The following is a 23,287-nucleotide window of genomic DNA, read 5'->3' on the forward strand; positions in this document are numbered from 1 at the left end:
TCATCAGGTTGGCCGGTCAAATCGCCCGTTGATGGCGTTCGCGCAGCTCTTCACGTTCTTTGGCTTCGATACACAGGGTGGCCGTGGGGCGCAGTAACAGGCGCTTGAGGCCGATCGGCTCACCCGTTTCGCGACACCAGCCGTATTCACCGCGGGCAAGGTGTTCCAGGGCTTCGTCGATCTTGTCCAACAGCTTTTTTTCCCGCTCCAGCAGGCGCAGTTGCCATTGGCGCTGTTCTTCGGCGCTGCCGGCATCTGCTGGGTCGCTGTTGGGTTCTTGCTCGCGCAGCACCATAAACTCGGCATCGATGCGCGCTTGCAGCTCATTACGCTGCGCCAGCAACAGCTCGCGGAAAAAACCTTGCTGGGCTTCATTCATGTAATAAGCGGGCGATTGAGCGAGGAGGTCTTGTTCGGTCATTGGGAGAGGTTCACGGGTCAGGCTGTTTTTTAATGTTATAGTATAACGATGCAAATAAGCCAATTCCTCCTTGCCCACCACGACGAAGGGCGCAATGCTGGGACCATCGGTACCCCGAGAACTCTATGAAATACGTGTTCTATACCCGGTGAGTGGGCTGGACCAGCCTCAACCGGTTCTCCAGTTCCGGAGGGTCCAGCGCCAAGTTCACCTGCAGCCGTATTACCGGCTGTTAAACCTGGCCTTTTTTCTGCTCCTGGGCCCAGGCCATGTAGCTGTTCACTGGCGGGTTCTTCTGGAAGTAGCGCTGCAGACCTTCAAACAACCCATCCGCCACCGCCTGTTGATGACGGGGGGTGACCAGTCGCTGACTGTCGCGGGGGTTGGAAATAAAACCGGTTTCCGCCAGGATCGACGGCACGTCCGGCGACTTGAGCACGGCGAATCCGGCTTGTTCAACACGTTTTTTATGCAACGTTGTGATGCCCGCCAGACTGCACAACACGGTGCTGCCCAGTTGCAAGCTGGCGGCGATGGTGGCGTTCATCGACATGTCGAGGATCACCCCTGCCAACATCGGGTCCTTGTCCTTGAGACTCAGCAGGCTAGTGGCACCCAGCAGATCAACGCCGTTTTCCCGTTGAGCCAAGAAGCGCGCCGTTGCCGACGTCGCACCGCCCTCTGACAATGCATAGACCGAAGCGCCAGACGCCGAGAGCCGTGGCGCCGCATCGGCGTGCACCGAGATGAACATGTCGGCGTTGTGCTTGCGGGCGATCTCCACCCGTTTGCGCAGTGGCACGAAGAAGTCGTCGTTGCGCACCAGTTTCACGTCGAAGCCCTTCTCACGCTTCAAGCGTTTGGCCAGCAACTGGGCGATGGACAGCACCACGTCTTTTTCTCGCTCGCCCTTGGAACCGATGGCGCCGGGATCTTTGCCGCCGTGACCGGGGTCGACCACCACGATGATGTCGCGCTTCAGGTGAGCCTTGCCCACCGAAGCAATCAGCGGCGCTGTGGCAGCAGCTATGTGCAAAGGCGCTTTCGTGGCATTGGTCAAGTCCAGCACCAGGCGATGACTTTGGCCATCCTGAGGCGCCAAGAGAAAGCTGTTGAGCTGCATCGGCGCGGCAAGATCGAGGACGATCCGTGTGTCGCCCTTGCCGAAATGTCCCGAGCGAATCGAGGTAATGCCGCTGTTGGTCAGGGCCAGTTGGCTGAAATCTCCGCTCAGGCCAGCGCCGCTAAGGTCAATGATCAGCCGTTCGGGGGCTGTCAGGGAAAAGGTCTTGTATTGCACCGGACCGCTGAGATCGAACACCACCCGCAGTTTGTCGTCCGAGCGCCAGAGCCGGGCATTGCGGATTTGCGTGGCAGAAACCCTGAAGGGCAAAACGAATGCCGCACTGGCCAGCAGCAGGTTAAGGAGTTGACGTCTGTGCATGACTTACACCGCAAATAAAGGAGCGTCCGTGCTCGACATAACTGATTAAAAGACCGGAGCAGAAAAACCATCGCCGCCACAATAGTTATAATATAACATGTCTTTTTAATCCCAACGATGGACCTGCTCATGAATGCGCTGACTCTGCCGGATATCGCCGCGCAGGCTTCACGCCAAGCCTTGCCACTGGACTGGGTGGGCATGTGCGGCATTGCCCTTCCTGTCCTGATCGACGGCCAGCGCCTGAATGCCAAGGCCGATGCAGGTGTGAGCCTCGACGACAGTGAGGCGCGCGGCATTCATATGTCGCGCCTGTATCTGGCGCTGGAAATGCTTGAACAAGAAAGCCTGACACCGGCGCTGTTGCGTCAAGTGTTGCAGCGCTTCCTCGATAGCCATGAAGGTCTGTCCCATAACGCCAACCTGCGTATTCACACAAATTTACTGCTCAAACGCCCTGCACTGGTCAGTCCTTTGGCTGGCTGGAAAAATTATCCGGTAAGCATCGAGGCGCGTTTTGAAAAGCAGATGTTCCACGTGGAACTAAAAATTGACGTTACCTACTCGTCAACCTGTCCTTGCTCGGCCGCGCTCGCCAGACAGTTGATTCAGCAGCAATTTGTCGATGATTTCGCTAACACCCCTTTGCAACACGAGGACGTGCTGGCTTGGCTGGGCAGCACGAAAGGCATCGTCGCCACACCTCACAGCCAGCGCAGCAGCGCGCAATTGCAGGTCCAGTTGCAAAGCAACACTCACAACCTGCCGCTGATTGAGCTGATTAATGCCGCCGAAGCCGCTCTCGGCACCGCCGTGCAAACTGCCGTGAAGCGGGCCGACGAACAAGCCTTCGCCTTGGCCAACGGCCAGAACCTGATGTTCTGTGAGGACGCAGCCCGCCGCTTGAATATGGCGCTGAAACGTTCAGACGCGGTACACGCCTTCCACTTGAAAGTGGTCCACGCAGAAAGCCTGCACGCTCACGACGCTGTAGCAGAAAGCCGTTGGACGAGGGCATCCGCATGATCAGTTGCAAAGCGTTGCGCTGGGGGGCGCCTGGCCAACCACTAACACCTGCAGTGGATTTCGAACTGGCCAAAGGCAGCCTCACCGGTGTGATCGGCGCCAACGGCTCCGGCAAAAGCAGCCTGCTGAAAGTCATCGCCGGCTTGCAGAAACCTCTGGCCGGAAAAGTCGTACTGGAAACTCCACGGCGCGGCAGTCTGTCATTCCTGCCACAGCAGCAACACTTGGACCGCCAGTTTCCGATCAGCCTGCAAGAATTAGTGGCCGCCGGCTTCTGGGGCAGTAAACAAACACCTCAACAACGCAGCCAACGCCTTCAGGCCGTACTGGACGACTGGTGCCTCAGCGGCCTGGAGCATCGCCCGTTGATGGCCCTGTCCGGCGGCGAACTGCAACGCGCCCTCCTCGCTCGCATGAGCCTGGCCGAAGCGCCTGTGCTGTTGCTCGACGAACCCCATGCTGCCCTTGACGAAGACGGCCAAGCGTTGCTGTGGAAACATGTCCATGCCTGGCACGCCGAAGGTCGCACGCTGCTGGTGGTGTGTCATGACCTGGCCGCTGTGCGCCAACACATCCCCCAGGCATTGCAGATCAAGAACAGCGGTTGCGTCCTGGCACCCAGTCACGAATTGATCCGTCAGCAACCCCAGATGCAGGTGGCCTGATGCACATCGCCGCCCACCTATGGATGCCGTTCAACGACTTCGTATTTATGCAGCGCGCATTGCTCGGTGGCCTGGTCCTGGCCTGCAGCACCGCCCCACTCGGCGTGTTCCTGATCCTGCGCCGCATGAGTCTGATCGGCGACGCCGTGGCCCACGGCATCCTCCCCGGTGCGGCGTTGGGCTTCTGGTTCGCCGGCCTGAGTCTGCCCGCTCTGACCATCGGCGGCCTCGGTGCTGGCCTGAGCATGGCTGGATTGGCCGCGTGGATCACCCGCCGCACCGGCCTTCGCGAAGACGCCAGCCTCGCCGCCATTTACCCGATTTCCCTGGCCAGCGGCGTACTAATCCTCGGCATGGCCGGCAAGCGCCTGGACCTGCTGCACCTGCTGTTCGGCTCGGCCCTGGCGGTGGACGGGCCGACCCTCACCGGCATGATCTGGGTGTCCGGCTTCAGCCTGATCGCTATGGCGTTGATCTATAAACCGCTGCTGCTGGACACCCTCGACCCGCTGTTCCTGCAAACAGTCAGCCGCCTCGGACCGTTGGCCCACGGCGTGTTCCTGACCCTGGTGGTGCTGAACCTGGTGATCGGCTTCCAGGCCATCGGCGCCTTGATGGTGGTCGGTTTGATGATGTTGCCAGCAGCGGCTTCACGCTTCTGGAGCCGGCGCCTGCCGGTGTTGATCGTGGTATCGGCGGTGCTGGGATGCCTGTCGGTGTGGCTTGGCTTGTTGCTGTCGTTCTACTACTCGCTGCCCAGCGGCCCGGCGATTGTGCTGGTGGCTGGCGGTTTGTACTTGCTGTCCGTGGTCTTCGGTCCGGTGCACGGCTTGCTGCGCCGCCCGCCTTTGCTTACATCCCAATGAGGTGTTTCCCGATGCGCGCTCTACTCGTGCTGTTCAGTGTCTCGCTGGCGCTGTCGTTCGCGACCGTCCAGGCGGCGGACAAGCTTCAGGTGGTCACCAGTTTCAGCATCCTTGCCGACATGACTCATCAGGTTGGCGGTGACCATATCCAGATCAGCAACATGGTCGGCCCTGACGCCGATGCCCACACGTACGAACCAACCCCGGACGATGCCAAGGCGCTGCTCACGGCCAAGGTGATTATCAAGAACGGCCTGGGTTTCGAACCGTGGCTGGATCGACTGGTCACCAGCACCGAGACCAAGGCCACAGTGGTTACCGCCAGCAAAGGCGTAATTCCCCGCACCATGGACGAAGATGGCGACACCATCCCCGACCCACACGCCTGGCACAACCTGGCCAACACCGAACTCTACGTGAACAACATCACCAAAGCCCTGATCGCGGCGGACCCAGCCAACAAAGCGGACTACCAGCACAACAGCCAGGTCTACCTGAATGAAATCTACCGCCTGCTGGCCGAAGCCAAGGCCAAGTTAGGTTCGCTACCACCGGGCAATCGCCGCATCGTCACCTCCCATGACGCCTTCGGCTATCTCGGTCAGGCCTACGGTATCGACTTCATGGCACCTCAAGGTCTGTCCACCGAACGCGACCCCTCTGCTGCCGAAGTCGCCGCGCTGATCACCCAAATCCGTCAGACCAAGGTCAAGGCAGTATTCATGGAGAACATGAAGGACGCGCGCCTGCTCAAGCAGATTGCCGACGAAAGCGGCGCCCATATCGGCGGCACGTTGTACTCGGACGCCCTGACAACCGAAGGTCCGGCCAGTACCTTTACCGGGCTGTTCGAATACAACCTCAACACCTTGTACGACGCCTTGAGCAAGCCATGACCCTGACCATGCTCGATCTGGAAAACGCGGCCCTCGGCAGCCGCTTTCCCCTCGATCAGGTGCTCGGTGCCCTGCCATGGAACAACGATGGTCTGATTGCCGCCATCGCCCAGCAACACGGCAGCGGCACGGTGCTGATGCTGGCCTGGATGAACCGCCAGGCCCTCGACGAAACCCTGGCCACCGGGCAGGTCTGCTATTGGTCACGCTCGCGCCAGCGACTGTGGCGCAAAGGCGAGACCTCTGGTCATCGCCAGCAACTGATCGAAGCGCGCCTGGATTGCGACGGCGACGCTGTGCTGCTGATCGTCGATCAGCAGGGCCCCGCTTGCCACACCGGCCGGCCCTCCTGCTTCTACAACACCATCGCTGACGGCCAAGTGCACATCATCACCGCGCCCATCGAGGAACAAGCATGATCCGCAAGAACCCTTCCGGCGATCTCCCGGTGATTGCCGAGTCGGCCTACGTCGACAAAACCGCAATCATCTGCGGCAAAGTGATCATCGGTGAAAACGTGTTTGTCGGCCCCTACGCAGTGATCCGTGCCGACGAGGTGGACACCAACGGCGATATGGACCCGATCACCATCGGCGCCAATTCCAACATCCAGGACGGCGTGGTGATCCACTCCAAATCCGGGGCGGCGGTGACCATCGGCGAATTCAGTTCCATCGCCCACCGCTCCATCGTCCACGGCCCCTGCACCGTCGGCGATCGAGTATTTATCGGCTTCAACAGCGTGCTATTCAACTGTGCGGTCGGTGACGGCTGCGTGGTGCGGCACAACTCGGTGGTCGACGGCCGCGACTTGCCTGCCGCCTTCTACGTACCCTCTACCACGCGTATCGGACCCAACACCGACCTGTCGCAATTCCCGCCGGTAAGCATCAGCGCCTCGGAGTTTTCCGAAGACGTGGCCCGTACCAACGTTGATCTGGTGCGCGGTTACAAAGCCCTGCAAAACGAGTTTTAAGCATGAGCCGCCTACTGATCCGCAACGCCCGCCTGGTAAATGAAGGCCAGGAATTCGACGCCGACCTGTTGGTCGCCAACGGCCGCATCGAGAAGATTGCCGCAAGCATCGAAGGGCAAAACGCTACCGTAGAAATCGACGCCCAGGGCCAGTGGTTACTGCCCGGCATGATCGACGACCAGGTGCATTTCCGCGAACCTGGTGCGCCGGACAAAGGCAGCTTCTACAGTGAGTCCCGCGCCGCCGTGGCCGGCGGCATTACCAGTTTCATGGACATGCCCAACACCCAACCGGCAACCCTGACCCTGGAAGCATTGGCCGATAAAAAGCGCCGCGCCGCCCTGCATTCAGTGGCCAACTACGGTTTTCACTTTGGCGTGAGCAATGACAACCTCGACACCGTCGCCGCGCTTGATCCGCGAGAGGTGGCAGGCGTCAAAGTGTTTATGGGCGCCTCCACCGGCAATATGCTGGTGGATGATCCACGGATTCTGGAGCAGCTGTTCGCCGAAGTACCAACCATCCTCCTCGCTCACTGCGAACACACCCCCAGCATCCAGGCCAACGAACGACGCCTGCGCGGGCGCTTCGGCGACCACATCCCCGCCGTGGCCCACCCGTTGATCCGCGACGCCGAGGCCTGCTATCGCTCGTCATCCCTGGCCGTGGATCTGGCCCACCGCCACGGCACGCGCCTGCATGTGCTGCACCTGACCAGCGCCCGGGAATTGGTACTGTTTGAAGACAAACCCCTGGCGGAAAAACGTATCACCGCCGAAGTCTGCCTGCACCACTTATTGTTCGATGACCACGACTACGCGCGCCTAGGTCATCAGATCAAATGCAACCCGGCGATCAAGTCCCGCGCCGACCGCAACGCCCTGCGTCTGGCGCTGCTGAGCAACCGCCTGGATGTGATCGGCAGCGACCATGCGCCTCATACCTGGGCACAAAAACAGCAGCCGTACCGCGAGGCGCCATCGGGCTTGCCGCTGGTGCAACACGCTATGCCTGCGTTATTGGAGTTAGTGGCCGACGGCCTCTTGCCGCTGGCCACCCTGGTGGAGAAAACCAGTCATCGGGTCGCCGACCTGTTCGCCATCCCTGATCGTGGCTATCTGCGCGAAGGCTATTGGGCCGACCTGGTGCTGATCAAACCCGAACCCCACGGCAAACCCGTCAGCAGCCAACCGATTCTTGCCCGCTGCGGCTGGACGCCCTTCGCCGAACGCAGCTTTCGCCACAGCGTGAGCACCACGCTGGTCTCCGGGCACCTGGCCTGGCACGACGAGCGGGTACATGACAGCTGCCAGGGCTTGCCTTTGCACTTTCTGCGTTAGGCGCGAGGCTTAACCGTCCCGCAATTGCTGCCCAACCACTGTGCATGGGTATCCAGGCTGCCGTTCTGCTGAATACCGGTGGCATTGAAGGTGCCGTTGACTGTGGTGGTGAATTCCTTCTGACTCTGGAACGTTGCCACTCCAGTGCCCTGGGCTTTCGGGCAGCTGAAGCGAAATTTCCACTGGTTGCCGGTTTTATCAGTCACTTCCTGCTTGCAGCCCGATTGCGGGTCAGTCAGGGGGATCGAGTCGGACGCCACTTGTGCCGGCGTCAGGCACACCTGAACGCCCTTGCCGGCCATGGCGATGCCCTGTTTTTCCAGCATGGCGCGTTGTTCCGGGGTCATCTGTTGTTTCAACTGACCAAGGATCAGTGACAAGTCCGGCAGATTCTGGTTATCGACTTTCATGTTGCTGGTGGTCAATTCCCACAACCCCGGCGCCAACATCTGCGCCTGCGCCGCCACTGGCAACGACAAACCAACAACCATGGCCAAACCAAGCAGACGAGCATTCATGGGGTAACTCCTGGGCAATTGTCGGCGTTAGACGCCGCAAAAGCGCCAGTGTTGCACAGCGAATAAAATAGCGACATTCGCACCGGAACATGGTCTGTTAGGCATGGAATCATCGGGAGTACCATCGTCCATGGATTTTTTTGGCCCACACCTGCTCGGCTACCTGATTGCATTGCTCCATACCCTGGGCACCATCGCCGCCATTCACGCGGTGCTGACCGTCAGGACCGCCCAAGGCTCGATTGCCTGGGCCCTGTCCCTGATGTTCATTCCTTACCTGACGCTGATCCCCTACCTGATCTTTGGCCGCAGCACCTTCGACGCCTACATACAGGCGCGCCGCCAGGCCAACCAGGAAATGCACAAAGCCATCACCGAGCTGAACTGGCGCCCGTGGGTGGAAGAAGCGCTGGCCGCCCGCAGCTCCCAAGCCTATGCCTCGCTGCGCGCCATGCCCAAGCTGGGGCGCATGCCGTGCCTGGCGAACAATCAGGTGCGTTTACTGATCAACGGCGACGCCACCTTCGGCGCGATTTTCGAAGCTATCCGTGGGGCGAAAACCGCGGTACTGATCCAGTTTTTCATCATTCATGACGACGAGCTCGGCCGTCAGTTGCAGGCATTGCTCAAACAGAAAGCCGCAGAAGGCGTGGCCATCTACGTGCTCTATGACCGCATCGGCAGCCATTCCCTGCCCCACGGTTATGTACAGCCATTGCGCGATGCCGGGGTCAACGTCAAAGCCTTCGCCACCCGCAGCGGCTGGCTCAACCGTTTTCAGGTCAACTTTCGCAACCACCGCAAGATAGTGGTGGTGGACGGCTTGGTGGGCTTTGTCGGAGGGCATAACGTCGGCGATGAGTACATGGGCAAGAAGCCTCCGCTCGCGCCCTGGCGCGATACCCATGTGCAGGTCAGCGGCCCGGTGGTGGCATGCCTGCAGGAGTCCTTTGCCGAAGACTGGTTCTGGGCCGCGCGGGAACTGCCGCCGCTGATCCTGCCGGACACATACCCCGATGACGGCGTACTCTGCCAGTTACTGGCCAGCGGCCCGGCTGACCCCTATGAAACCTGCTCGCTGTTCTTCGTAGAAGCCATTCATGCCGCCACCGAGCGGGTGTGGATCACCAGTCCGTATTTCATCCCAGATGAGGCGGTGTTCGCGGCGCTGCGGCTGGCGGTGTTACGCGGGGTTGATGTGCGCGTGCTGCTGCCATCGCGCCCCGATCACCGCATCGTCTATGCAGCATCAAGCCTGTATGCCATCGAAGCCGTGCGCGCAGGCGTACGGGTGTTTCGCTACACGCCCGGTTTTCTGCATCAGAAGGTGGTGTTGGTGGACAGCGAAATCAGCGCCATCGGCAGTGCGAACCTGGACAACCGCTCGTTCCGGCTCAATTTCGAAGTGATGTTGCTGACGGTGGATGAGGCCTTTGCCAGCCAAGTGGAAAAAATGCTGATGGACGACTTCGCCCTGGCCCACGAAACCAGCCAGGAAGAAAGCCGCCAGACCCGCCGCCTGCAACAACTGGGCATGCGGGTCGCGCGGCTTATTTCACCGATTTTGTAGGCGCACTAGCGGTACAGATCATCTCGCGTCCAAGGCAACTCATGGCTGCCATCGGCATGAGGCTTGACCGCCAGAATCTGATGCAGATTGATCCAACCCCGGGCAAAGGCATACGCACAGCCCGCCAGGTACAGCCGCCAGATCCGTAGCGCTTGCTGCGGTACCATCTTCGTCGCCGCTTCCAGATTGTCTTCCAGGCGCTCGCTCCAATGGTCCAGGGTGCGGGCGTAATGCAGGCGCAAGCTTTCCACGTCGACCACTTCCAGACCTACTTCGCTGATTTCGGCGGTCATCATCGACAGATGCGGCAGCTCGCCGTTGGGGAACACATAACGCCCGATAAACTCACCAGCGCCACGGCCCACCGGTCGGCCATCAGTGTGTTTGGCGGTAATGCCGTGATTCATCACCAAACCACCTTCGCGCACCGCACCAAAGAGCGTCTTGCAGTACTCAGCCAGGTTGGCGTGGCCCACGTGTTCGAACATGCCGACGCTGATCACTTTGTCGAAACGCCCGTCCTGCGGCAGGTCGCGGTAGTCCAGCAACTGCAGCTCCACCAGATCCTCCAGGCCTTCGTCGATCACACGCTCGCGAGCCAGCTCCAGCTGTTCCTTGCTCAGGGTGATGCCGAACACTTTGACCCCAAATTCCCGCGCGGCATAACGCGCTAGCCCGCCCCAACCGCAGCCGACATCCAGCAAATACTCACCTGGCTGCAGTCGCAATTTGCGGCACAGGTGGCGGAATTTGTCTTGTTGGGCCTGGTCGAGGGATTCGCTGCCGGTTTCGAAGTAACCACAGGAATAAGCCATGTCGTGGTCCAGCCAGAGCTGGTAGAACTCGTTCGACAGGTCGTAATGGTAGGAAATGGCCGCCGCGTCGGTGGACTTGTCGTGGATCGAGCGCACCGGACGACTCTCTTCTTCGTCATGGATCAAGGCATGACTCCACTCGTCACATACCCGGATCACTTCGCTAATGGAGCCTTCCAGCTCCAGTTTGCCCTCGACGAAGGCCGCGCCCAGAGAATCGAGCGTGGGGTGAGCCAACTGCGAAACCACGATGGGGTCCTTGACCACAATGGTGACGCTGGGCTCCGGGCCCAGGTTGAATTCATGGCCATCCCAGAGTCGCAGGCGCAACGGAAGCTGAAGATTCTGTAAGGCCGGTGGAAGTTGCGCGAGCATGAGTAATCCCCCTTGTTTCAGACGTCTGAAATGAGGGTAGACCATCCAAAGAAAAGCAGCAGGCTATCGATTTAATAGCCGTTTTCTATGGTGCACGAAGCTGCAGCAAACCGTCCTGAACCCACTGTTTCAACCAGGTAACCGCTTGCAGTGGCGCGCCCTCCTGATAACTGACTGCCAACTCGGCGCACAGTTCTGAAAAGTTCCAGCCGATAGTGACCATTGCGGCTAAAGCACAGGCTTGGGCCGGTTTCAGGCTGCGATAGCGGCAAACATGTCGGTCACGCCAGACCAGGCACACCTCGGCCAAAGGCAGCTCCTGGCTGCCGGGAAAGCCGGTCTGATCCTTGACCGAACGCCAGATGCCCAGGCTGTTGAAGCGACACAACACCTGCTGCACCGACGGCGCCAGTTCGACCTGCAGCCCCGGCCACTCCTCAGGCGCCAGCGCGGCCATATCGGACACAGTCAGCGGTTCACCTTCCGGCGCATCGAACGCCAGGGTAAACGCCCATTCCAGGCGCGCCAGCTCTACCAGCGGAGCGCTTTGCTCGGCAACCAGATGCTCGCCGATAAAGCGTTCGAACCGCTGTCCCAACCAGCGCAAACTAAAATGTGCCGAGGGATAGCGAGAAATATAGGCCGCCACCAGCGCGGCAAACTCTTCGTCCCCCAACCAGTGCCACACCGCCGGGAAGTCCCCACGCATCACCTCCTGCAACCGCGCCAGGTAGGCGTTGTGGTAAATCGCCAATCCCGTCTCGACATCCAGTGTCGGCCCGCCCATCAACGTGGCATTAAAACCACTGCTCGCAGAGGGTTCGCTCAGCAGGTGCTGTTCAAACGCCTGTTGCCAATCGATCAGGCGCATAACGGCCTCCTGGTCAGGGCAATTGCGCCCAGTTCACGGGCCTTGTTCAACTCATCGAGCAACTCGGCAAACGGCGGGAAGTGGTCGTCACGCTCCAGCAGTGTCGCCACCGGGCCGAGGTGTTCAAGGGTCTGTTGATAGAGCTTCCAGACCGGATCGCACACCGGATGATCATGGGTGTCGACCACGTAGTCGCCGTAATCCATGTGCCCGGCCAGATGTAACTGGCGGATGCTCTTGGGCGGCAGGTTGCGGATAAAGGTCCAGGGGTCAAAGCCGTGGTTGCGGGAGCTGACATAGACATTGTTAACGTCCAGCAACAACTCGCAACCGCTGAGGTGACTCAGGGCATTGAGAAACTCCCATTCGGTGAATTCATCGGCCTTTGCTCGTACATAGCTGGAGACATTTTCCAGCACCAACGGGCGCTGCAAAACCTGCTGTACCTGCCGCACACGAGCAGCGACGTGATAGAGGCTTTCTTCGGTGTAAGGCAGCGGCAACAGGTCATGCAACTGATGGGCGTTGCCACGGCTCCAGCACAGGTGATCGGAAACCCAGGCCGGTTTGACCCGGTCAGCCAGTTGCTTGAGTTGCTTGAGGTAATCGATATCGAGGGCATGGGGCCCGCCGATGGACAAGGACACGCCATGCATCACCAGCGGGTAGCGCTCGGCGATGGCGTCCAGGTAGTACAAGGCCTTGCCGCCTTGCACCAGATAATTCTCGCAGACGATCTCGAACCAGTCCACGTCCGGCGACTGTTCAAGAATCTCCTGGTAGTAAGCGCTACGTAATCCCAGGCCGTAGCCCAGGCAAGGCATAGATGCAGACATGACGAACTCCTGAAAAGTGTCCGCAGCGACGTGCACACCGCTGCGAAATCACGTATTCGCCGTTACTCGCCGACTTTGCCGCCAGCCTTATCGCAGGCCGCCTGAGTCATTGCCTTGAAACCGTGACCCTTGCAGACAGCCTGGCCCTTGCAGGCGTTTTCAGCGGTCTTGCAGTCGTTCATGCCTTTGCAGGAAGTCACGCCGTAGCAATGAACGCTCGCTTCATCGGCGGCTTGTACCTGAGTGGCAACACCGGCAAACATGGTTGCGGCAGCGATAGCCAGGGCAGCACCGGAAATGGCATTTTTGATGTTCATTTTTGTATTCCTCAATGATCGGTAATGGCGTCGGCTGAACGGATTGTTCAGTCCCGACACACCACTAGAGTGAGGTCATCGAATGCCGTTACAGAGCACCTCGATATTTTCTGAAAATCATTCTTCCAGCTTCAGCAACGGCTCCTGAAACCGCAGCAACCGCCCAGCGTTACCCAGCACCAGCAAGGTACTGAGGTTATGCAGCACCGCCGCAATCATCGCCCCCGCCGCGCCCAGCCAGCCAAACGCCGCGAATACCACGATCGCCAGCGTCCAGCCCAGGCCGATGATCACGTTGACCTGCAACGTCTGCCGACACTGGCGACTCAAGCGTACGCAAGTGCCCAGGCGCCGCAGGTCGCTGCCAATCAGCACCACATCCGCCGATGCCAGGGCGATATCCGCGCCGCCCGCGCCCATTGCTACGCCTACCACACCGGCCTTGAGCGCCAGGGAGTCGTTGATCCCATCGCCCACCACCATTGGCCGGAACCCGCTGCTGATTTCCCCCAGTACACGGTTGAGCTTGTCTTCCGGCAAGGCCTGGGCCTCGACGTCGCTGATGCCCACTTCCAGCGCCAGGCTATCGGCCACGCTCTGGCGATCGCCAGTCAGTAGCAGTTGCCGACCCAGGCCCAGTTCTCGCAGTTCCTTCATGGCCTGGCGCGCTTCCGGTTTGACGCTGTCGGCCAGCAGCAGCCAGGCGAGAAATTGCCCGTTGAGCGCTAGCCCGGCAATCGGGCCGTCGTGGTTGGGCACGGCCGTGGTGACGATACCCAGTTGGTCGAACAACTCAGGCCGACCGAGGGCCGCTTCACCCTGTTCGGTCTGCGCCACGACACCCAGGCCTTGGCGCTCACGAATATCCGCGAGCGCCAGCATTTGTTCCTGAGTTGCCAACCCCGCCAATGCCCGGCTGACCGGGTGGCTGCTGGCCGAACCGAGGCTGGCGGCAAGGTTGAGCAACACCTGGCGGTCGGGCTCGGTGGTCTCAATAGACTGTAAACGCAAGGTGCCAAAGGTCAGGGTTCCGGTCTTGTCGACCACCAGTGACGTCAAGTCTGCCAGCTCTTCGAGAAACGCCGAACTGCGAATCAGAATCCCATGACGCGCCGCGACTGCAATGCCCGCAATCGCCGTGGCCGGTGCCGATAACACCAGCGCACACGGACATGCCGCCACCAGCACCGCCAACATCGCCTGGGCATCGTTGGTGACAAACCAGGTGACCGCCGCCAGCAGCAACACCAGCACCAGGTAACTGCCGGCATAACGCTCCAGCAACCGGGTAATCGGCGGCTTGGAGCGCTCGGCGCTTTGCATCAGGGCAATGACTTTGCCCAGGGTCGATTCGTTGCCGGTGCGGGTCACTTCCAGGCGCAGCAAGCCGTCCAGATTGATCGCCCCGCCAAATACCTGTACGCCAACGCTCGCCTCCAGAGGCACCGACTCGCCGGTAATCGGCGCAGTGTCCAGGCTCGCCTGCCCCGACAGCACCACGCCATCGGCGGGCACCCGGTCGCCGGCACGCACTTCAACGATATCGCCGGTCTTCAACGTGCCGTTGTCCACCTCCACAATCGTGCCGTCGGCCTGCACCTGCCGCGCATGGCTACGAGTCAGTTTGCCCAGGGCATGAATGGCTTCCTGGGAGCCGATGACGCTGCGCTCTTCCAGAACATGACCGAAGATCATGATGATCGGCAGCAGTGCGGCGGTCAGCAGATCACCGGTGGCCCAGGCGCCCAGCATCGCCAAGGCAATCAGTTGGTCAGTGATGCCATGCAGGCTCGGGTAACGCAGGCTGTACCAGGCCGAACGCATCACCGGCACCGCCACCAGCAGCGAGGCAAAACCCAGTAGCAGTTGGCTGACGCCGGTTTGATCAGGCGCCAGCCAGCGCCAGACCAGGCCCAGGCTGAGCAGACCCAGTGCGAGCATCGCCAAGGTCAGTTGCCGGGCGGCGCTGCGTTGTTCGGCCGATGAGAGCATGGGCGCCTGCTCCAAAGGTAGAGAATGAGCGGTCATTGTTCGGCTCCCTGAATGATCAGGCGGGAATCATCTTTAGGGTCGAGCGTGGTCACGGAGCCGGCTTGGCCGAGGATCTTCGGCAGGCGTTCGCGGTACAGCCGCAGCAGCAGGCCGGGGTCCTTCACCTGGGCAAGGCTGGCGACGGTGGCGGTTTGTGCCTGGGCGTTGGCCAAGCGTTCGCGGGCCTGGGCGTGAGCCACCTGCACGGAGCGGTCGGCGTCCTGAGTGGCGGTCTGGGTCAGCTTCTCGGCGTCGGTGCGGGCGTTGGCCACGGCCTTGTCGGCCTGCTGGCTGGCAGTGAGTACCGCGTTAAAGGCGCTGACGGCCGGGCTCGGCAGGCTCGATTGCACATCGACGCGAGTGACTTCAATGCCCAGGCCCAAGTCGGTGGAGGCCAAATCCGCCAGGCGCTGATTGATACCTTGCACCAGATCGCCCCGCAGCCGCTCACGACGTTCGGCGGCCTGGTTGTCGGCGCCGATCAGTTCGGGGCGGGCCACCAGAATCGTGTCCAGGTCCCGCGCCGCCGTCAGGGCCACGGCACTTCGTGTGACCAATCGATCCAAAGCGGGCAACACATGATCAGCCTGCAATACGAAGGCGTAAGGCTCGGTGACCTTGTAGAACACCCGCACATCCAGTTGCACCACGCCCGCATCGCCGGTCAGCAGGTAACCGGAGCCGGCCAGGGCGTCACTGATGGGCGTGGCGAAACTGGCCACGCGGTCGGCCTGGATCGCGGCGTCGGAACGCAGCAGGTTTTCCACCCGACGCTCGATCACGCGGTCCGCAGCGGGCAGCAGCACTACTTGTTCAAAGGGCCGCGGCCAAGCTAACAGCAGGCCGGCATTCTGAATCCGATCCAGGGCGCCGAAGTGCAAGACCACGGCGCGGTTCTGCGGGTCGATTTGGCGCACATTGGAGAATGTCCAAGCCAGCGCTGCCAGCACAGTCACCGCGTACAGCGCGAGGAAGGTCAGGCGCCCGGCCTGAATCCATGGGCTGTCTGGGGTGTCACGGTCACTCATGGCTGGACATCCTTGGGCCCGTCCACCAAGGCGCGAAACGGTGCGGCGTCGGTGCGCAGGATAATTTTGGTGCCCGGCGTCACCACCGTGCCGAGGGTGTCGAGGGAACGCAGCAGGTTGTATAGCTGTGGGTTGCCAGCGTAGGCGCGGCCATAAATCTGCGCCGCTTCCACGCGCGATTGCGCTTCGATGTCGGCGGCTTTCACCGTAGCGTCAGCCTGGACGATGCGTGCATCACGCTCGGCGGCGGAGCGAATCTGCGCCGCTTCGCGCTTGCCAATGGCGGTGCGTTCAGTGGCGATGGTTTCCCGCTCGGCGCGCATACGGTCAACGGTGGCGGCCAGGGTGACCGAAGGCAGCGTCAGCCGTTCGACGCCCACCTGCACCACGCGCACGCCGTAGGTGGTGAGCAATTGTTGATCAATCTGCTGGCGCAGTTGCGCTTCAAAATCGGCAATGTGCACTTGATTGGCGTCGGTATTTACCAGGTTGGCCAGGTCGAAGCTGCTGGCGGTGGTTTCCAGGGCCGAGCCGACAAAGGTACGAATCTGCCGCGCGGCTTCGTCCGGCTGGTTCTGCACCGCGCGCATAAAGCGCTGCACATTGTCGGCGTCGCCCTGAACCTGCCACGCCACGTAGGCCTGGACGATGATCCGCAGGCCATCACGGGTACCTACATCCTGCAAACCGCTGGAGGTGGTGCGCAGGCGAAGGTCCACCGGGATTGCCGCCTCGAACGGCTGCGGCCAGCGCCAGCCCAGGCCCGGTTCCAGCAGCACCCGCGACGGGTTGCCGAAGCGAGTAATCACCGTCGCTTCGCCCGAACGCACCTGCACCAGGCTAGCCGCGGCGATGGCGAACAGCACCAGCAACACGGCCCAGGCCATGCGCCGCCAGGGGAAAGGACCGACGGCTTGTTCGTCACCGTGATGGTGATGATGGTGGCCGTGGTGGTGACCATGATCGTGAGAGTGAGCGCTCAACAGACAGACTCCTTATTGAACGGTTTTACGCGGCAGCGAAGGGTCGGCCGGCAAGGTAAAAGAACGCAGATCGATCGTCGGTGCACCACTGGCGCCCAGGCGATGATCAAGAATAAGTAACTTGGCTTGGGCCAGGCCCTGGCTCAGTTGGCTCAGGTACTGCTCCAGCACAAAGGCCTGGCCGGCTTCTTTGTAAGCCTTTTGTTCGGCGCGAAAGCGCAGGCCCGCCGCCTGAGCGCCAGCACTGACTTCATGGGCCGTGGCCTGGGCCTGATCGCGGGCGATACTGGCTTGCAGCAGCGCCAGGTTGGTCTGCTCGCTGGCCGCTCCACGCTCGCGGGAGATCAGCGCCTGGGCGCCAACCTGCGCGGCCTGCACGCCGTGGTAAGCGTTGGCAGCGCCGGCCGGTGGGTGAATGGCTTCCACCACCGTGGCAAGAATCTCCACACCGCTGTCGAGTTTCTGCAGATCAGCCTGCACCGCCCGGCCCACTTCGTCGGCGAGGTTGGTGCGTTGTTCCCCCAGTAATTCGTCGAGGGTACGTGAGGCGAAGTCATGCACGAGGATGCGGCTGGCGGTGCTGCGGATCAGCGTCGGCACATCGGCGCTGTTGTAAGTGGCGGCAAGCGCGGCCTGATCAGTCAGGCCGATGCGGTAGACAAAACGCACATCCATGTTGACGATCTGAAAGCTCTGCTTGTCGCCGCTGCTGCTGGCGATGACCTGGGATTTGTCATTCACATGGCTGGCGTCCCACAGGCGATTGGCGATCAGCGGCGCTGGGCCTTCGGCGGGGGCAAGATCGGTGACGGTGGTTTCTCCAACGCTGGTGGCCAGTTCGTGGACCATGCCGTTTTCCACCGGGAGCACACGGCCCAACGGCCAAGGCAAGCCGACATGCAGGCCGGGGCCAAAGACCTCCACCGGTTTGCCAAAACGTTCATAAATCCCACGGCCTTGCAGGGCGACTTCATGCACACCGGTGAGCAACCACCCTACAGCCAGCACTGCCACCAGAACCGGTAAAAACGCGCGGCGCATGTAGGTAAAGGCCCATATCTGCCGCAGGTCAATGCCAAAGCGGTTGTGCAACTCGTGCTGCAAGGCCAGCAAGGGTTGTGGTGGCCAACGCAGCATGCCGGCGATAAAGCTTTGCGCCATCAGGCGCGGTTCAAGCAGTGCCTGACGCGGGCTGAACAGCGACAGTAAGCCCCGCAGCAGGAACTCCAGCGCCACCAAGGCGGGCAACAGGCCAATCAACACCGCCAGGCGCAATGGCCACACCGATGTTTCACCGGCAAATAGCAGACAGATCCCACTGATCACCAGGCAAATGATCGCCACCCGGCTCAACTGCGCCAGCTGCGCCGCTTCCGGCCATTGGGCAGTGCTCTCCTGGGCCAGGCGCCTTTCAAACACCAGCAAACCGAAGGCCAGGATCAACGCCAGCGCCGCGCCGACACTCGCGGCCTGCCCGACCGCAGCGGCTGGCAATGCCAGGTTCCAGAACTGCTGGATGCTCACCAACGCCAGCAATGACCAGCTGCACAGCCACATAACCGGCGCGCCGATTTGCGCCAGCAGGCCCGTTCCGCTGTAGCGCAAGCGCCCCAGCTGGCGGTCAAGCCAAGTCGTCTCCTCCACCGCTGACAGCGTTTCAGTCAACTCAGGCGTGGGCACTTCCAGCGCCTGGGCACGCCAGTCAGCTACCCACCACGCCGACTGCAAACCCGCCCCCAACACCAGCAACGCCGACGCACAGTTAATCAGCACCACCGGCCAGATCGACAGCGGCGCAAACAACGCGACAAAAAGCGCCAGCATCCAGCCGATGACAGCCACCGCCGTCAGGCCAATGCCCGCCTGCCTTAACCGCCGGGCATGAAACAGCCCTTGCTGAAAACGCGGCAGCCCTTCGATGGCAGCGCCTTCAGCTTCCAGATCCACTCGCATCCCCAAACGCCCATCAAGAAACAATTCGTTACCATATAACACGCGGCGTGAAATTTTTGTTTGGTACCACAGAGATCGTGACAAAGCCCCCATAAACACGAGCCATCACTAGTGCCCGCCGCGATAAATCGTCACACTCCGGAAAGTTTTTCGCGAGATCACGGACAAGGAAGCGTCACCACTCATGATTTCGATCTATCAGCTCAAACCGCGTTTTCAGAACCTGCTGCGCCCCTTGGTCCAGCGCCTCTACGACAATGGCACCACCGCTAACCAGATCACCGTGCTGGCCGGGGTGATTTCCCTGTTGGTGGGTCTGCTGATCGCAGGTTTTGCCCAACACCTCTGGCTGTTCGCGCTGATCCCGGTGTGGATGATCCTGCGCATGGCCCTGAACGCCATCGACGGCATGCTCGCCCGGGAGTTCGGCCAGCAATCACGCCTGGGCGCTTACCTCAATGAACTGTGTGATGTGATCGCCGACAGCGCGTTGATCCTGCCGTTTGCGTTGATCCCAGGCGTCAGCCTGGCGCCAGTGTTGCTGGTGACCTTGCTGGCGGTGTTCAGCGAATACGCCGGTGTCCTGGGGCCGATGGTCGGTGCATCGCGGCGTTACGACGGCCCGATGGGCAAGAGTGACCGGGCATTTGTGCTCGGCGTACTGGCCACCGGCGTCGCCCTGGGTTGGCTCGGTACTGGTTGGGTCGATGGGGTGATGTGGCTGGTCGCCGCATTGCTCGCCTACACCTTGGTCAACCGCGTGCGCCAAGGTCTTAAAGAACAATCAGACATTTCCCCTTCTGCATAAGGATTTTGCGATGCGTGAACAGCAAGAGCACACCTTCAGCACCCATGACGGTGTCGAGCTTTTCTACCGTCACTGGCCCGCCACTGCGCCAGCAGGCTTAGAACCGCGCAAGGCGATCCTGCTGTTCCATCGCGGCCACGAGCATTCCGGGCGCATCTCCCACCTGGTGGATGAACTGGACCTGCCGCAATTCGACTTCTTCGCCTGGGACGCCCGTGGCCATGGCCAGTCCCCCGGCGAACGCGGTGACAGCCCCAGCTTTGCCACCAGCGCCCGGGACGTGCAGACCTTCTGCGACCATATCGGCGGCGCCTACAGCATCGAAGAAGAAAACCTCGCGGTTATCGCCCAAAGCGTCGGCGCGGTAATCGCCGCCACTTGGGTGCACGACTACGCGCCGAAGATCCGCGCTCTGGTGCTGGCCTCGCCGGCGTTCAAGGTCAAGCTCTACGTGCCTTTCGCCCGTCCGGGCCTGGCGCTGATGCGCAAGTTTCGCGGCAATTTTTTCGTCAACAGCTACGTCAAGGCCCAGTTCCTCAGCCATGACCCGGAGCGGGTCGCCTCCTACGACACTGACCCGCTGATCACCAAGGCGATTTCGGTGAATGTGCTGCTGGGCCTGTACGAAGCAGCCGACCGCGTTGTAGCCGATGCCCAGGCGATCCAGGTGCCGACCCAGTTACTGATTTCCGGCTCCGACTTTGTAGTCCATCGCAAACCCCAACAGCAGTTTTTCGACCGCCTCGGTAGCCTGAAAAAGGAACTGCACATCCTCCCCGGCTTCTTCCACGACACCCTCGGCGAACGTGACCGCGCCGTGGCCGTGAACAGCGCCAAGCGGTTTATCCTGCAAAACTTTGAGCACCCGCTGGATCGCGCATCCTTGCTGGACGCCGACAAGATCGGCCTGACCTGCGCCGAATCCGAATCCCTCGCCGCCCCCCTGCCGCGCAACTCACTGCGCGATCTGTACTGGCGCATGACCCGCGCCAGCATGGGCTTGGGCAGCAAGCTGTCCGATGGCGTGAAGCTGGGCTTCGACACTGGTTTCGACTCCGGGAGCACCCTGGATTACGTCTATCGCAATAAACCCACCGGCAAGGGCGCGCTGGGTCGGATGATCGACACCAACTACCTGAACTCCATCGGCTGGCGCGGCATTCGCCAGCGCAAGTTGAATGTCGAAGAGCTGCTGCGCCTGACCATGGCCAAGCTGCGGGAAGACGGCCGCGAAGTGCGCATCGTCGACATCGCCGCCGGCCACGGCCGGTACATTCTGGAGGCGTTGCAGGGCGTTTCGCCGTTGCCGGAATCGATCCTGCTGCGCGACTACAGCGACATCAACGTGCGCGACGGTGGCGCGCTGATTCGCGAGAAAGGCTTGAGCGATATCGCCCAGTTCGTCAAAGGCGATGCCTTTGACCGAGCGGACCTAGCGGCACTGGAGCCCAAGCCGACATTGGCGGTGGTTTCGGGCCTGTATGAATTGTTCGCCGATAACGCGATGGTCGGCGGTTCGCTGGCCGGTCTTGCCGAAGCGGTGGAACCCGGTGGATATCTGGTCTACACCGGCCAACCGTGGCACCCCCAACTGGAACTGATCGCCCGCGCCCTCACCAGCCACCGCCAAGGCCAGGCCTGGGTGATGCGTCGGCGCAGCCAGGCGGAAATGGATCAACTGGTGGAAGCGGCAGGTTTTCGCAAGATCACCCAGCGCGTGGATGAATGGGGCATCTTCACTGTCTCCCTGGCGCAGCGGGTCTGATCATGCGGCTTACCCCTAGAGAGCAGGGTTTATTGAAACCTGCGGTCTTATGGCTGCTATTGCTCGCGCCGCTGTTTTTCAGCACCTACGGCTTTGCCACGTGGGTCACCAGCCAACGCAGCGATGTCGGCACGATGGTGTTCGGCTGGGAAACCCATATTCCGTTCTGGGCCTGGACCATCGTGCCCTATTGGTCGATTGACCTGCTCTACGGCTTCTCCCTGCTGCTGCCCAATAGCCGTCATGAACTGAAACAGCACGCCCTGCGTTTGCTGACGGCCCAGGTGATTGCCGTCAGTTGTTTCCTGGTATGGCCGTTACGCTTTACCTTCGAGCGGCCAGAAATGGATGGCGTGTTCGGCTGGCTGTTCGCCGTACTGGCGGGCTTCGACAAACCGTTCAACCAGGCACCATCGCTGCATATCGCGCTGTTGGTGATCCTGTGGATCATGTTCCAGCGCCATACCCAAGGGGTGTGGCGCTGGCTGGTGCATGGCTGGTTCACCTTGATCGGGATTTCAGTGCTGACCACTTATCAACATCACTTTATCGACTTACCCACAGGGGCGCTGGCGGGTTGGTTGTGCGTGTGGTTATGGCCACTGGAACATCCGAGCCCGCTGCTTGATACACAACTGGCCGAGGATTCGAAGCGCTGGCAACTGGGAATGCGTTATGCCTTGGGTGCACTGGCGCTTGCTATCCCGGCGTTTACCTTCGGTGGCTGGTGGTTGTGGCTGCTCTGGCCCGCCGTCGCGGTGCTGTTGGTGGCGTTCAATTATCTGTTGCTGGACGCCGCCGGCTTTCAAAAACGCGCCGATGGAAAACTCAGTTCTGCGTCACGCTGGTTGTACGCGCCGTATCTTGGCGCCGCGTGGATCAACTCACGGTTGTGGACTCGCAAGCATCCACAGGCCGATCAGGTTGTGGATAACGTTTGGCTGGGGCGAATTCCGACGACAAGCGAGCTAACTTCTTTTAAAGCGGTGGTCGATCTGTGCGCCGAGTTGCCACTTGATCCACAGGGCCGCGCCTATTACAGCCTGCCCGTGCTGGACCTCACGGCTCCCACCGCCACGCAGTGTCTGGACGCCGCTCACGCTATCGAACGCCTGCGCGAAGCCGGGTCGCTGCTGGTGTGCTGCGCCCTCGGCTATTCCCGCAGCGCCACCGCCGTCGCTGCCTGGCTACTGAACAGCGGGCGCGCCGCAACGGTCGACGAGGCAGTGGCTATTATTCGTACAGCACGTCCCGGTGTGGTCCTGCACCCCGCCCACCGCCAAGCACTGGGGCAAATGCTCACTCATCCTTCCCCCCATCTGAGGACAGCCAATGCCCGCTGATATGGAACTACAGGTGGTTGCCAGCCTACTGCGTCGAGGCCGGTCTCTGGATCAGTTATCCACAGGCCTGACCTTGCTCGGTGTGTTGTTCGGCCTGGCGCAACTGTTAATGGCCAGTATTACCCCGGTGTGCCTGATCCTCGCCGTGTGGATGATTGTCCTCGGACTGCTGCAAAAGTACTGGGCCCTGCGAGTGGCGTTCGATGCCGATCTGTTTAGCCTGATGGCCCGTGACGTGGAACGCACCCAGGATCTGGACCAGACGCTGCAAACCCTCGGCCTGCAATCGCCCAAGCGCGCCGGCCGGCCCTGGACCGAACGCCGTCGCGGTGCCCTGAAACTGCTACGTAAACAAGCGTACCTGCTGGCCGCGCAAGTGCTGCTGACATTGGCCGTCATCCTGGCCAGCCCTTGGCTGCCCTTCGCCGGATAAGGAATCC

The 23,287-nt window shown here is 61.1% G+C and carries 23 protein-coding genes and 1 pseudogene; 13 read left to right on the top strand and 11 right to left on the bottom strand.

What is annotated here, in order from left to right:
* Window positions 1-16 precede the first annotated feature (16 nt).
* The gene (dksA, locus tag FQ182_RS02310; protein WP_149412515.1) at window positions 17-421 is read right to left on the bottom strand and encodes an RNA polymerase-binding protein DksA; all 405 of its coding nucleotides are present in this window, start codon (window positions 419-421) and stop codon (window positions 17-19) included.
* 152 nt (window positions 422-573) lie between these two features.
* Between dksA and FQ182_RS02315 the strand changes: the two are divergent.
* Window positions 574-657 (top strand): annotated as a pseudogene (locus FQ182_RS02315) (glutamine synthetase); the annotation flags it as partial.
* Here FQ182_RS02315 and FQ182_RS02320 read toward each other — a convergent pair.
* Complete coding sequence (locus FQ182_RS02320; RefSeq protein ID WP_149412514.1) at window positions 654-1,865, bottom strand: N-acetylmuramoyl-L-alanine amidase; 1,212 nt, start codon at window positions 1,863-1,865, stop codon at window positions 654-656. The pseudogene FQ182_RS02315 and the gene FQ182_RS02320 overlap by 4 nt on opposite strands.
* Before the next feature lie 129 nt (window positions 1,866-1,994).
* Here FQ182_RS02320 and folE2 point away from each other — a divergent pair, with 129 nt between their 5' ends.
* From folE2 to FQ182_RS02355, 7 genes are read left to right on the top strand one after another with little or no spacing between them, the layout of a single operon-like run.
* Window positions 1,995-2,891, top strand: coding sequence for a GTP cyclohydrolase FolE2 (gene folE2 / locus FQ182_RS02325; protein WP_149412513.1), 897 nt, complete (start codon window positions 1,995-1,997; stop codon window positions 2,889-2,891).
* A complete protein-coding gene (locus tag FQ182_RS02330) occupies window positions 2,888-3,556 on the top strand; it encodes a metal ABC transporter ATP-binding protein (RefSeq protein WP_149412512.1) in 669 nt (222 codons plus the stop codon). Before folE2 ends, FQ182_RS02330 begins: the two co-directional genes overlap by 4 nt.
* Window positions 3,556-4,422, top strand: coding sequence for a metal ABC transporter permease (locus FQ182_RS02335; protein ID WP_149412511.1), 867 nt, complete (start codon window positions 3,556-3,558; stop codon window positions 4,420-4,422). The genes FQ182_RS02330 and FQ182_RS02335 overlap by 1 nt, the downstream gene beginning before the upstream one ends.
* An 11-nt stretch (window positions 4,423-4,433) precedes the next feature.
* Window positions 4,434-5,318, top strand: coding sequence for a metal ABC transporter substrate-binding protein (locus FQ182_RS02340; RefSeq protein WP_149412510.1), 885 nt, complete (start codon window positions 4,434-4,436; stop codon window positions 5,316-5,318).
* Entirely contained in the window at window positions 5,315-5,737 is a 423-nt protein-coding gene (gene hisI / locus FQ182_RS02345; RefSeq protein WP_149412509.1) for a phosphoribosyl-AMP cyclohydrolase, read from the top strand. Before FQ182_RS02340 ends, hisI begins: the two co-directional genes overlap by 4 nt.
* On the top strand, window positions 5,734-6,294 hold the full coding sequence (locus tag FQ182_RS02350) for a DapH/DapD/GlmU-related protein (protein WP_149412508.1): 561 nt from the start codon (window positions 5,734-5,736) through the stop codon (window positions 6,292-6,294). Before hisI ends, FQ182_RS02350 begins: the two co-directional genes overlap by 4 nt.
* Before the next feature lie 2 nt (window positions 6,295-6,296).
* On the top strand, window positions 6,297-7,634 hold the full coding sequence (locus tag FQ182_RS02355) for a dihydroorotase (RefSeq protein WP_149412507.1): 1,338 nt from the start codon (window positions 6,297-6,299) through the stop codon (window positions 7,632-7,634).
* On the opposite strand, the gene FQ182_RS02360 is transcribed toward FQ182_RS02355, so the two are convergent.
* On the bottom strand, window positions 7,631-8,152 hold the full coding sequence (locus tag FQ182_RS02360; protein WP_149412506.1) for a DUF3617 domain-containing protein: 522 nt from the start codon (window positions 8,150-8,152) through the stop codon (window positions 7,631-7,633). The genes FQ182_RS02355 and FQ182_RS02360 overlap by 4 nt on opposite strands.
* 130 nt (window positions 8,153-8,282) lie before the next feature.
* Here FQ182_RS02360 and cls point away from each other — a divergent pair, with 130 nt between their 5' ends.
* Window positions 8,283-9,722, top strand: coding sequence for a cardiolipin synthase (gene cls / locus FQ182_RS02365; RefSeq protein ID WP_149412505.1), 1,440 nt, complete (start codon window positions 8,283-8,285; stop codon window positions 9,720-9,722).
* Window positions 9,723-9,727: 5 nt separating this feature from the next.
* On the opposite strand, the gene cfaB is transcribed toward cls, so the two are convergent.
* From cfaB to hflK, 8 genes are all read right to left on the bottom strand, one after another.
* Window positions 9,728-10,912, bottom strand: a complete 1,185-nt coding sequence (gene cfaB / locus FQ182_RS02370) for a C17 cyclopropane fatty acid synthase CfaB (protein WP_149412504.1) — start codon at window positions 10,910-10,912, stop codon at window positions 9,728-9,730.
* Window positions 10,913-10,997: 85 nt separating this feature from the next.
* On the bottom strand, window positions 10,998-11,783 hold the full coding sequence (locus tag FQ182_RS02375) for a DNA-binding domain-containing protein (protein ID WP_149412503.1): 786 nt from the start codon (window positions 11,781-11,783) through the stop codon (window positions 10,998-11,000).
* Complete coding sequence (locus FQ182_RS02380) at window positions 11,774-12,619, bottom strand: DUF692 domain-containing protein (protein WP_149412502.1); 846 nt, start codon at window positions 12,617-12,619, stop codon at window positions 11,774-11,776. Before FQ182_RS02380 ends, FQ182_RS02375 begins: the two co-directional genes overlap by 10 nt.
* Before the next feature lie 62 nt (window positions 12,620-12,681).
* Window positions 12,682-12,936 carry a hypothetical protein gene (locus FQ182_RS02385; RefSeq protein ID WP_149412501.1) on the bottom strand — a complete coding sequence of 85 codons (255 nt, stop codon included), beginning with the start codon at window positions 12,934-12,936 and terminating at the stop codon, window positions 12,682-12,684.
* A gap of 117 nt (window positions 12,937-13,053) precedes the next feature.
* Window positions 13,054-14,964 carry a cation-translocating P-type ATPase gene (locus FQ182_RS02390; protein WP_149412500.1) on the bottom strand — a complete coding sequence of 637 codons (1,911 nt, stop codon included), beginning with the start codon at window positions 14,962-14,964 and terminating at the stop codon, window positions 13,054-13,056.
* Complete coding sequence (locus tag FQ182_RS02395; RefSeq protein ID WP_149412499.1) at window positions 14,961-15,995, bottom strand: SPFH domain-containing protein; 1,035 nt, start codon at window positions 15,993-15,995, stop codon at window positions 14,961-14,963. Before FQ182_RS02395 ends, FQ182_RS02390 begins: the two co-directional genes overlap by 4 nt.
* The gene (hflC, locus tag FQ182_RS02400; protein ID WP_178114377.1) at window positions 15,992-16,981 is read right to left on the bottom strand and encodes a protease modulator HflC; all 990 of its coding nucleotides are present in this window, start codon (window positions 16,979-16,981) and stop codon (window positions 15,992-15,994) included. Before hflC ends, FQ182_RS02395 begins: the two co-directional genes overlap by 4 nt.
* Before the next feature lie 9 nt (window positions 16,982-16,990).
* Entirely contained in the window at window positions 16,991-18,931 is a 1,941-nt protein-coding gene (hflK, locus tag FQ182_RS02405; protein ID WP_149412497.1) for a protease modulator HflK, read from the bottom strand.
* A 184-nt stretch (window positions 18,932-19,115) separates the two neighbouring features.
* Here hflK and FQ182_RS02410 point away from each other — a divergent pair, with 184 nt between their 5' ends.
* The 4 genes from FQ182_RS02410 to FQ182_RS02425 are packed head-to-tail and all read left to right on the top strand — an operon-like array spanning window position 19,116 to window position 23,280.
* Entirely contained in the window at window positions 19,116-19,739 is a 624-nt protein-coding gene (locus FQ182_RS02410; protein WP_149412496.1) for a CDP-alcohol phosphatidyltransferase family protein, read from the top strand.
* 10 nt (window positions 19,740-19,749) lie between these two features.
* Entirely contained in the window at window positions 19,750-21,504 is a 1,755-nt protein-coding gene (locus FQ182_RS02415; RefSeq protein WP_149412495.1) for a bifunctional alpha/beta hydrolase/class I SAM-dependent methyltransferase, read from the top strand.
* A 2-nt stretch (window positions 21,505-21,506) separates the two neighbouring features.
* The gene (locus tag FQ182_RS02420) at window positions 21,507-22,847 is read left to right on the top strand and encodes a phosphatase PAP2/dual specificity phosphatase family protein (RefSeq protein ID WP_149412494.1); all 1,341 of its coding nucleotides are present in this window, start codon (window positions 21,507-21,509) and stop codon (window positions 22,845-22,847) included.
* The gene (locus FQ182_RS02425) at window positions 22,837-23,280 is read left to right on the top strand and encodes a hypothetical protein (protein WP_149412493.1); all 444 of its coding nucleotides are present in this window, start codon (window positions 22,837-22,839) and stop codon (window positions 23,278-23,280) included. The genes FQ182_RS02420 and FQ182_RS02425 overlap by 11 nt, the downstream gene beginning before the upstream one ends.
* Window positions 23,281-23,287: the final 7 nt, after the last annotated feature.

The sequence above is a fragment of the Pseudomonas sp. ANT_H4 genome, assembly GCF_008369295.1.
Lineage (GTDB): Bacteria > Pseudomonadota > Gammaproteobacteria > Pseudomonadales > Pseudomonadaceae > Aquipseudomonas.

Excerpts from the sequence above, each read along its gene's own strand:
- FQ182_RS02425 (WP_149412493.1), top strand. The coding sequence starts at position 22,837 with ATGCCCGCTGATATGGAACTACAGGTGGTTGCCAGCCTACTGCGTCGA.
- hisI (WP_149412509.1), top strand. The coding sequence starts at position 5,315 with ATGACCCTGACCATGCTCGATCTGGAAAACGCGGCCCTCGGCAGCCGC.
- FQ182_RS02340 (WP_149412510.1), top strand. The coding sequence starts at position 4,434 with ATGCGCGCTCTACTCGTGCTGTTCAGTGTCTCGCTGGCGCTGTCGTTC.
- FQ182_RS02320 (WP_149412514.1), bottom strand. The coding sequence starts at position 1,865 with ATGCACAGACGTCAACTCCTTAACCTGCTGCTGGCCAGTGCGGCATTC.
- FQ182_RS02360 (WP_149412506.1), bottom strand. The coding sequence starts at position 8,152 with ATGAATGCTCGTCTGCTTGGTTTGGCCATGGTTGTTGGTTTGTCGTTG.
- FQ182_RS02415 (WP_149412495.1), top strand. The coding sequence starts at position 19,750 with ATGCGTGAACAGCAAGAGCACACCTTCAGCACCCATGACGGTGTCGAG.
- cfaB (WP_149412504.1), bottom strand. The coding sequence starts at position 10,912 with ATGCTCGCGCAACTTCCACCGGCCTTACAGAATCTTCAGCTTCCGTTG.
- FQ182_RS02330 (WP_149412512.1), top strand. The coding sequence starts at position 2,888 with ATGATCAGTTGCAAAGCGTTGCGCTGGGGGGCGCCTGGCCAACCACTA.
- FQ182_RS02410 (WP_149412496.1), top strand. The coding sequence starts at position 19,116 with ATGATTTCGATCTATCAGCTCAAACCGCGTTTTCAGAACCTGCTGCGC.
- folE2 (WP_149412513.1), top strand. The coding sequence starts at position 1,995 with ATGAATGCGCTGACTCTGCCGGATATCGCCGCGCAGGCTTCACGCCAA.
- hflK (WP_149412497.1), bottom strand. The coding sequence starts at position 18,931 with ATGCGAGTGGATCTGGAAGCTGAAGGCGCTGCCATCGAAGGGCTGCCG.
- FQ182_RS02375 (WP_149412503.1), bottom strand. The coding sequence starts at position 11,783 with ATGCGCCTGATCGATTGGCAACAGGCGTTTGAACAGCACCTGCTGAGC.
- FQ182_RS02390 (WP_149412500.1), bottom strand. The coding sequence starts at position 14,964 with ATGACCGCTCATTCTCTACCTTTGGAGCAGGCGCCCATGCTCTCATCG.
- FQ182_RS02355 (WP_149412507.1), top strand. The coding sequence starts at position 6,297 with ATGAGCCGCCTACTGATCCGCAACGCCCGCCTGGTAAATGAAGGCCAG.
- FQ182_RS02395 (WP_149412499.1), bottom strand. The coding sequence starts at position 15,995 with ATGAGTGACCGTGACACCCCAGACAGCCCATGGATTCAGGCCGGGCGC.
- dksA (WP_149412515.1), bottom strand. The coding sequence starts at position 421 with ATGACCGAACAAGACCTCCTCGCTCAATCGCCCGCTTATTACATGAAT.
- FQ182_RS02350 (WP_149412508.1), top strand. The coding sequence starts at position 5,734 with ATGATCCGCAAGAACCCTTCCGGCGATCTCCCGGTGATTGCCGAGTCG.
- cls (WP_149412505.1), top strand. The coding sequence starts at position 8,283 with ATGGATTTTTTTGGCCCACACCTGCTCGGCTACCTGATTGCATTGCTC.
- FQ182_RS02385 (WP_149412501.1), bottom strand. The coding sequence starts at position 12,936 with ATGAACATCAAAAATGCCATTTCCGGTGCTGCCCTGGCTATCGCTGCC.
- FQ182_RS02380 (WP_149412502.1), bottom strand. The coding sequence starts at position 12,619 with ATGTCTGCATCTATGCCTTGCCTGGGCTACGGCCTGGGATTACGTAGC.
- FQ182_RS02335 (WP_149412511.1), top strand. The coding sequence starts at position 3,556 with ATGCACATCGCCGCCCACCTATGGATGCCGTTCAACGACTTCGTATTT.
- FQ182_RS02420 (WP_149412494.1), top strand. The coding sequence starts at position 21,507 with ATGCGGCTTACCCCTAGAGAGCAGGGTTTATTGAAACCTGCGGTCTTA.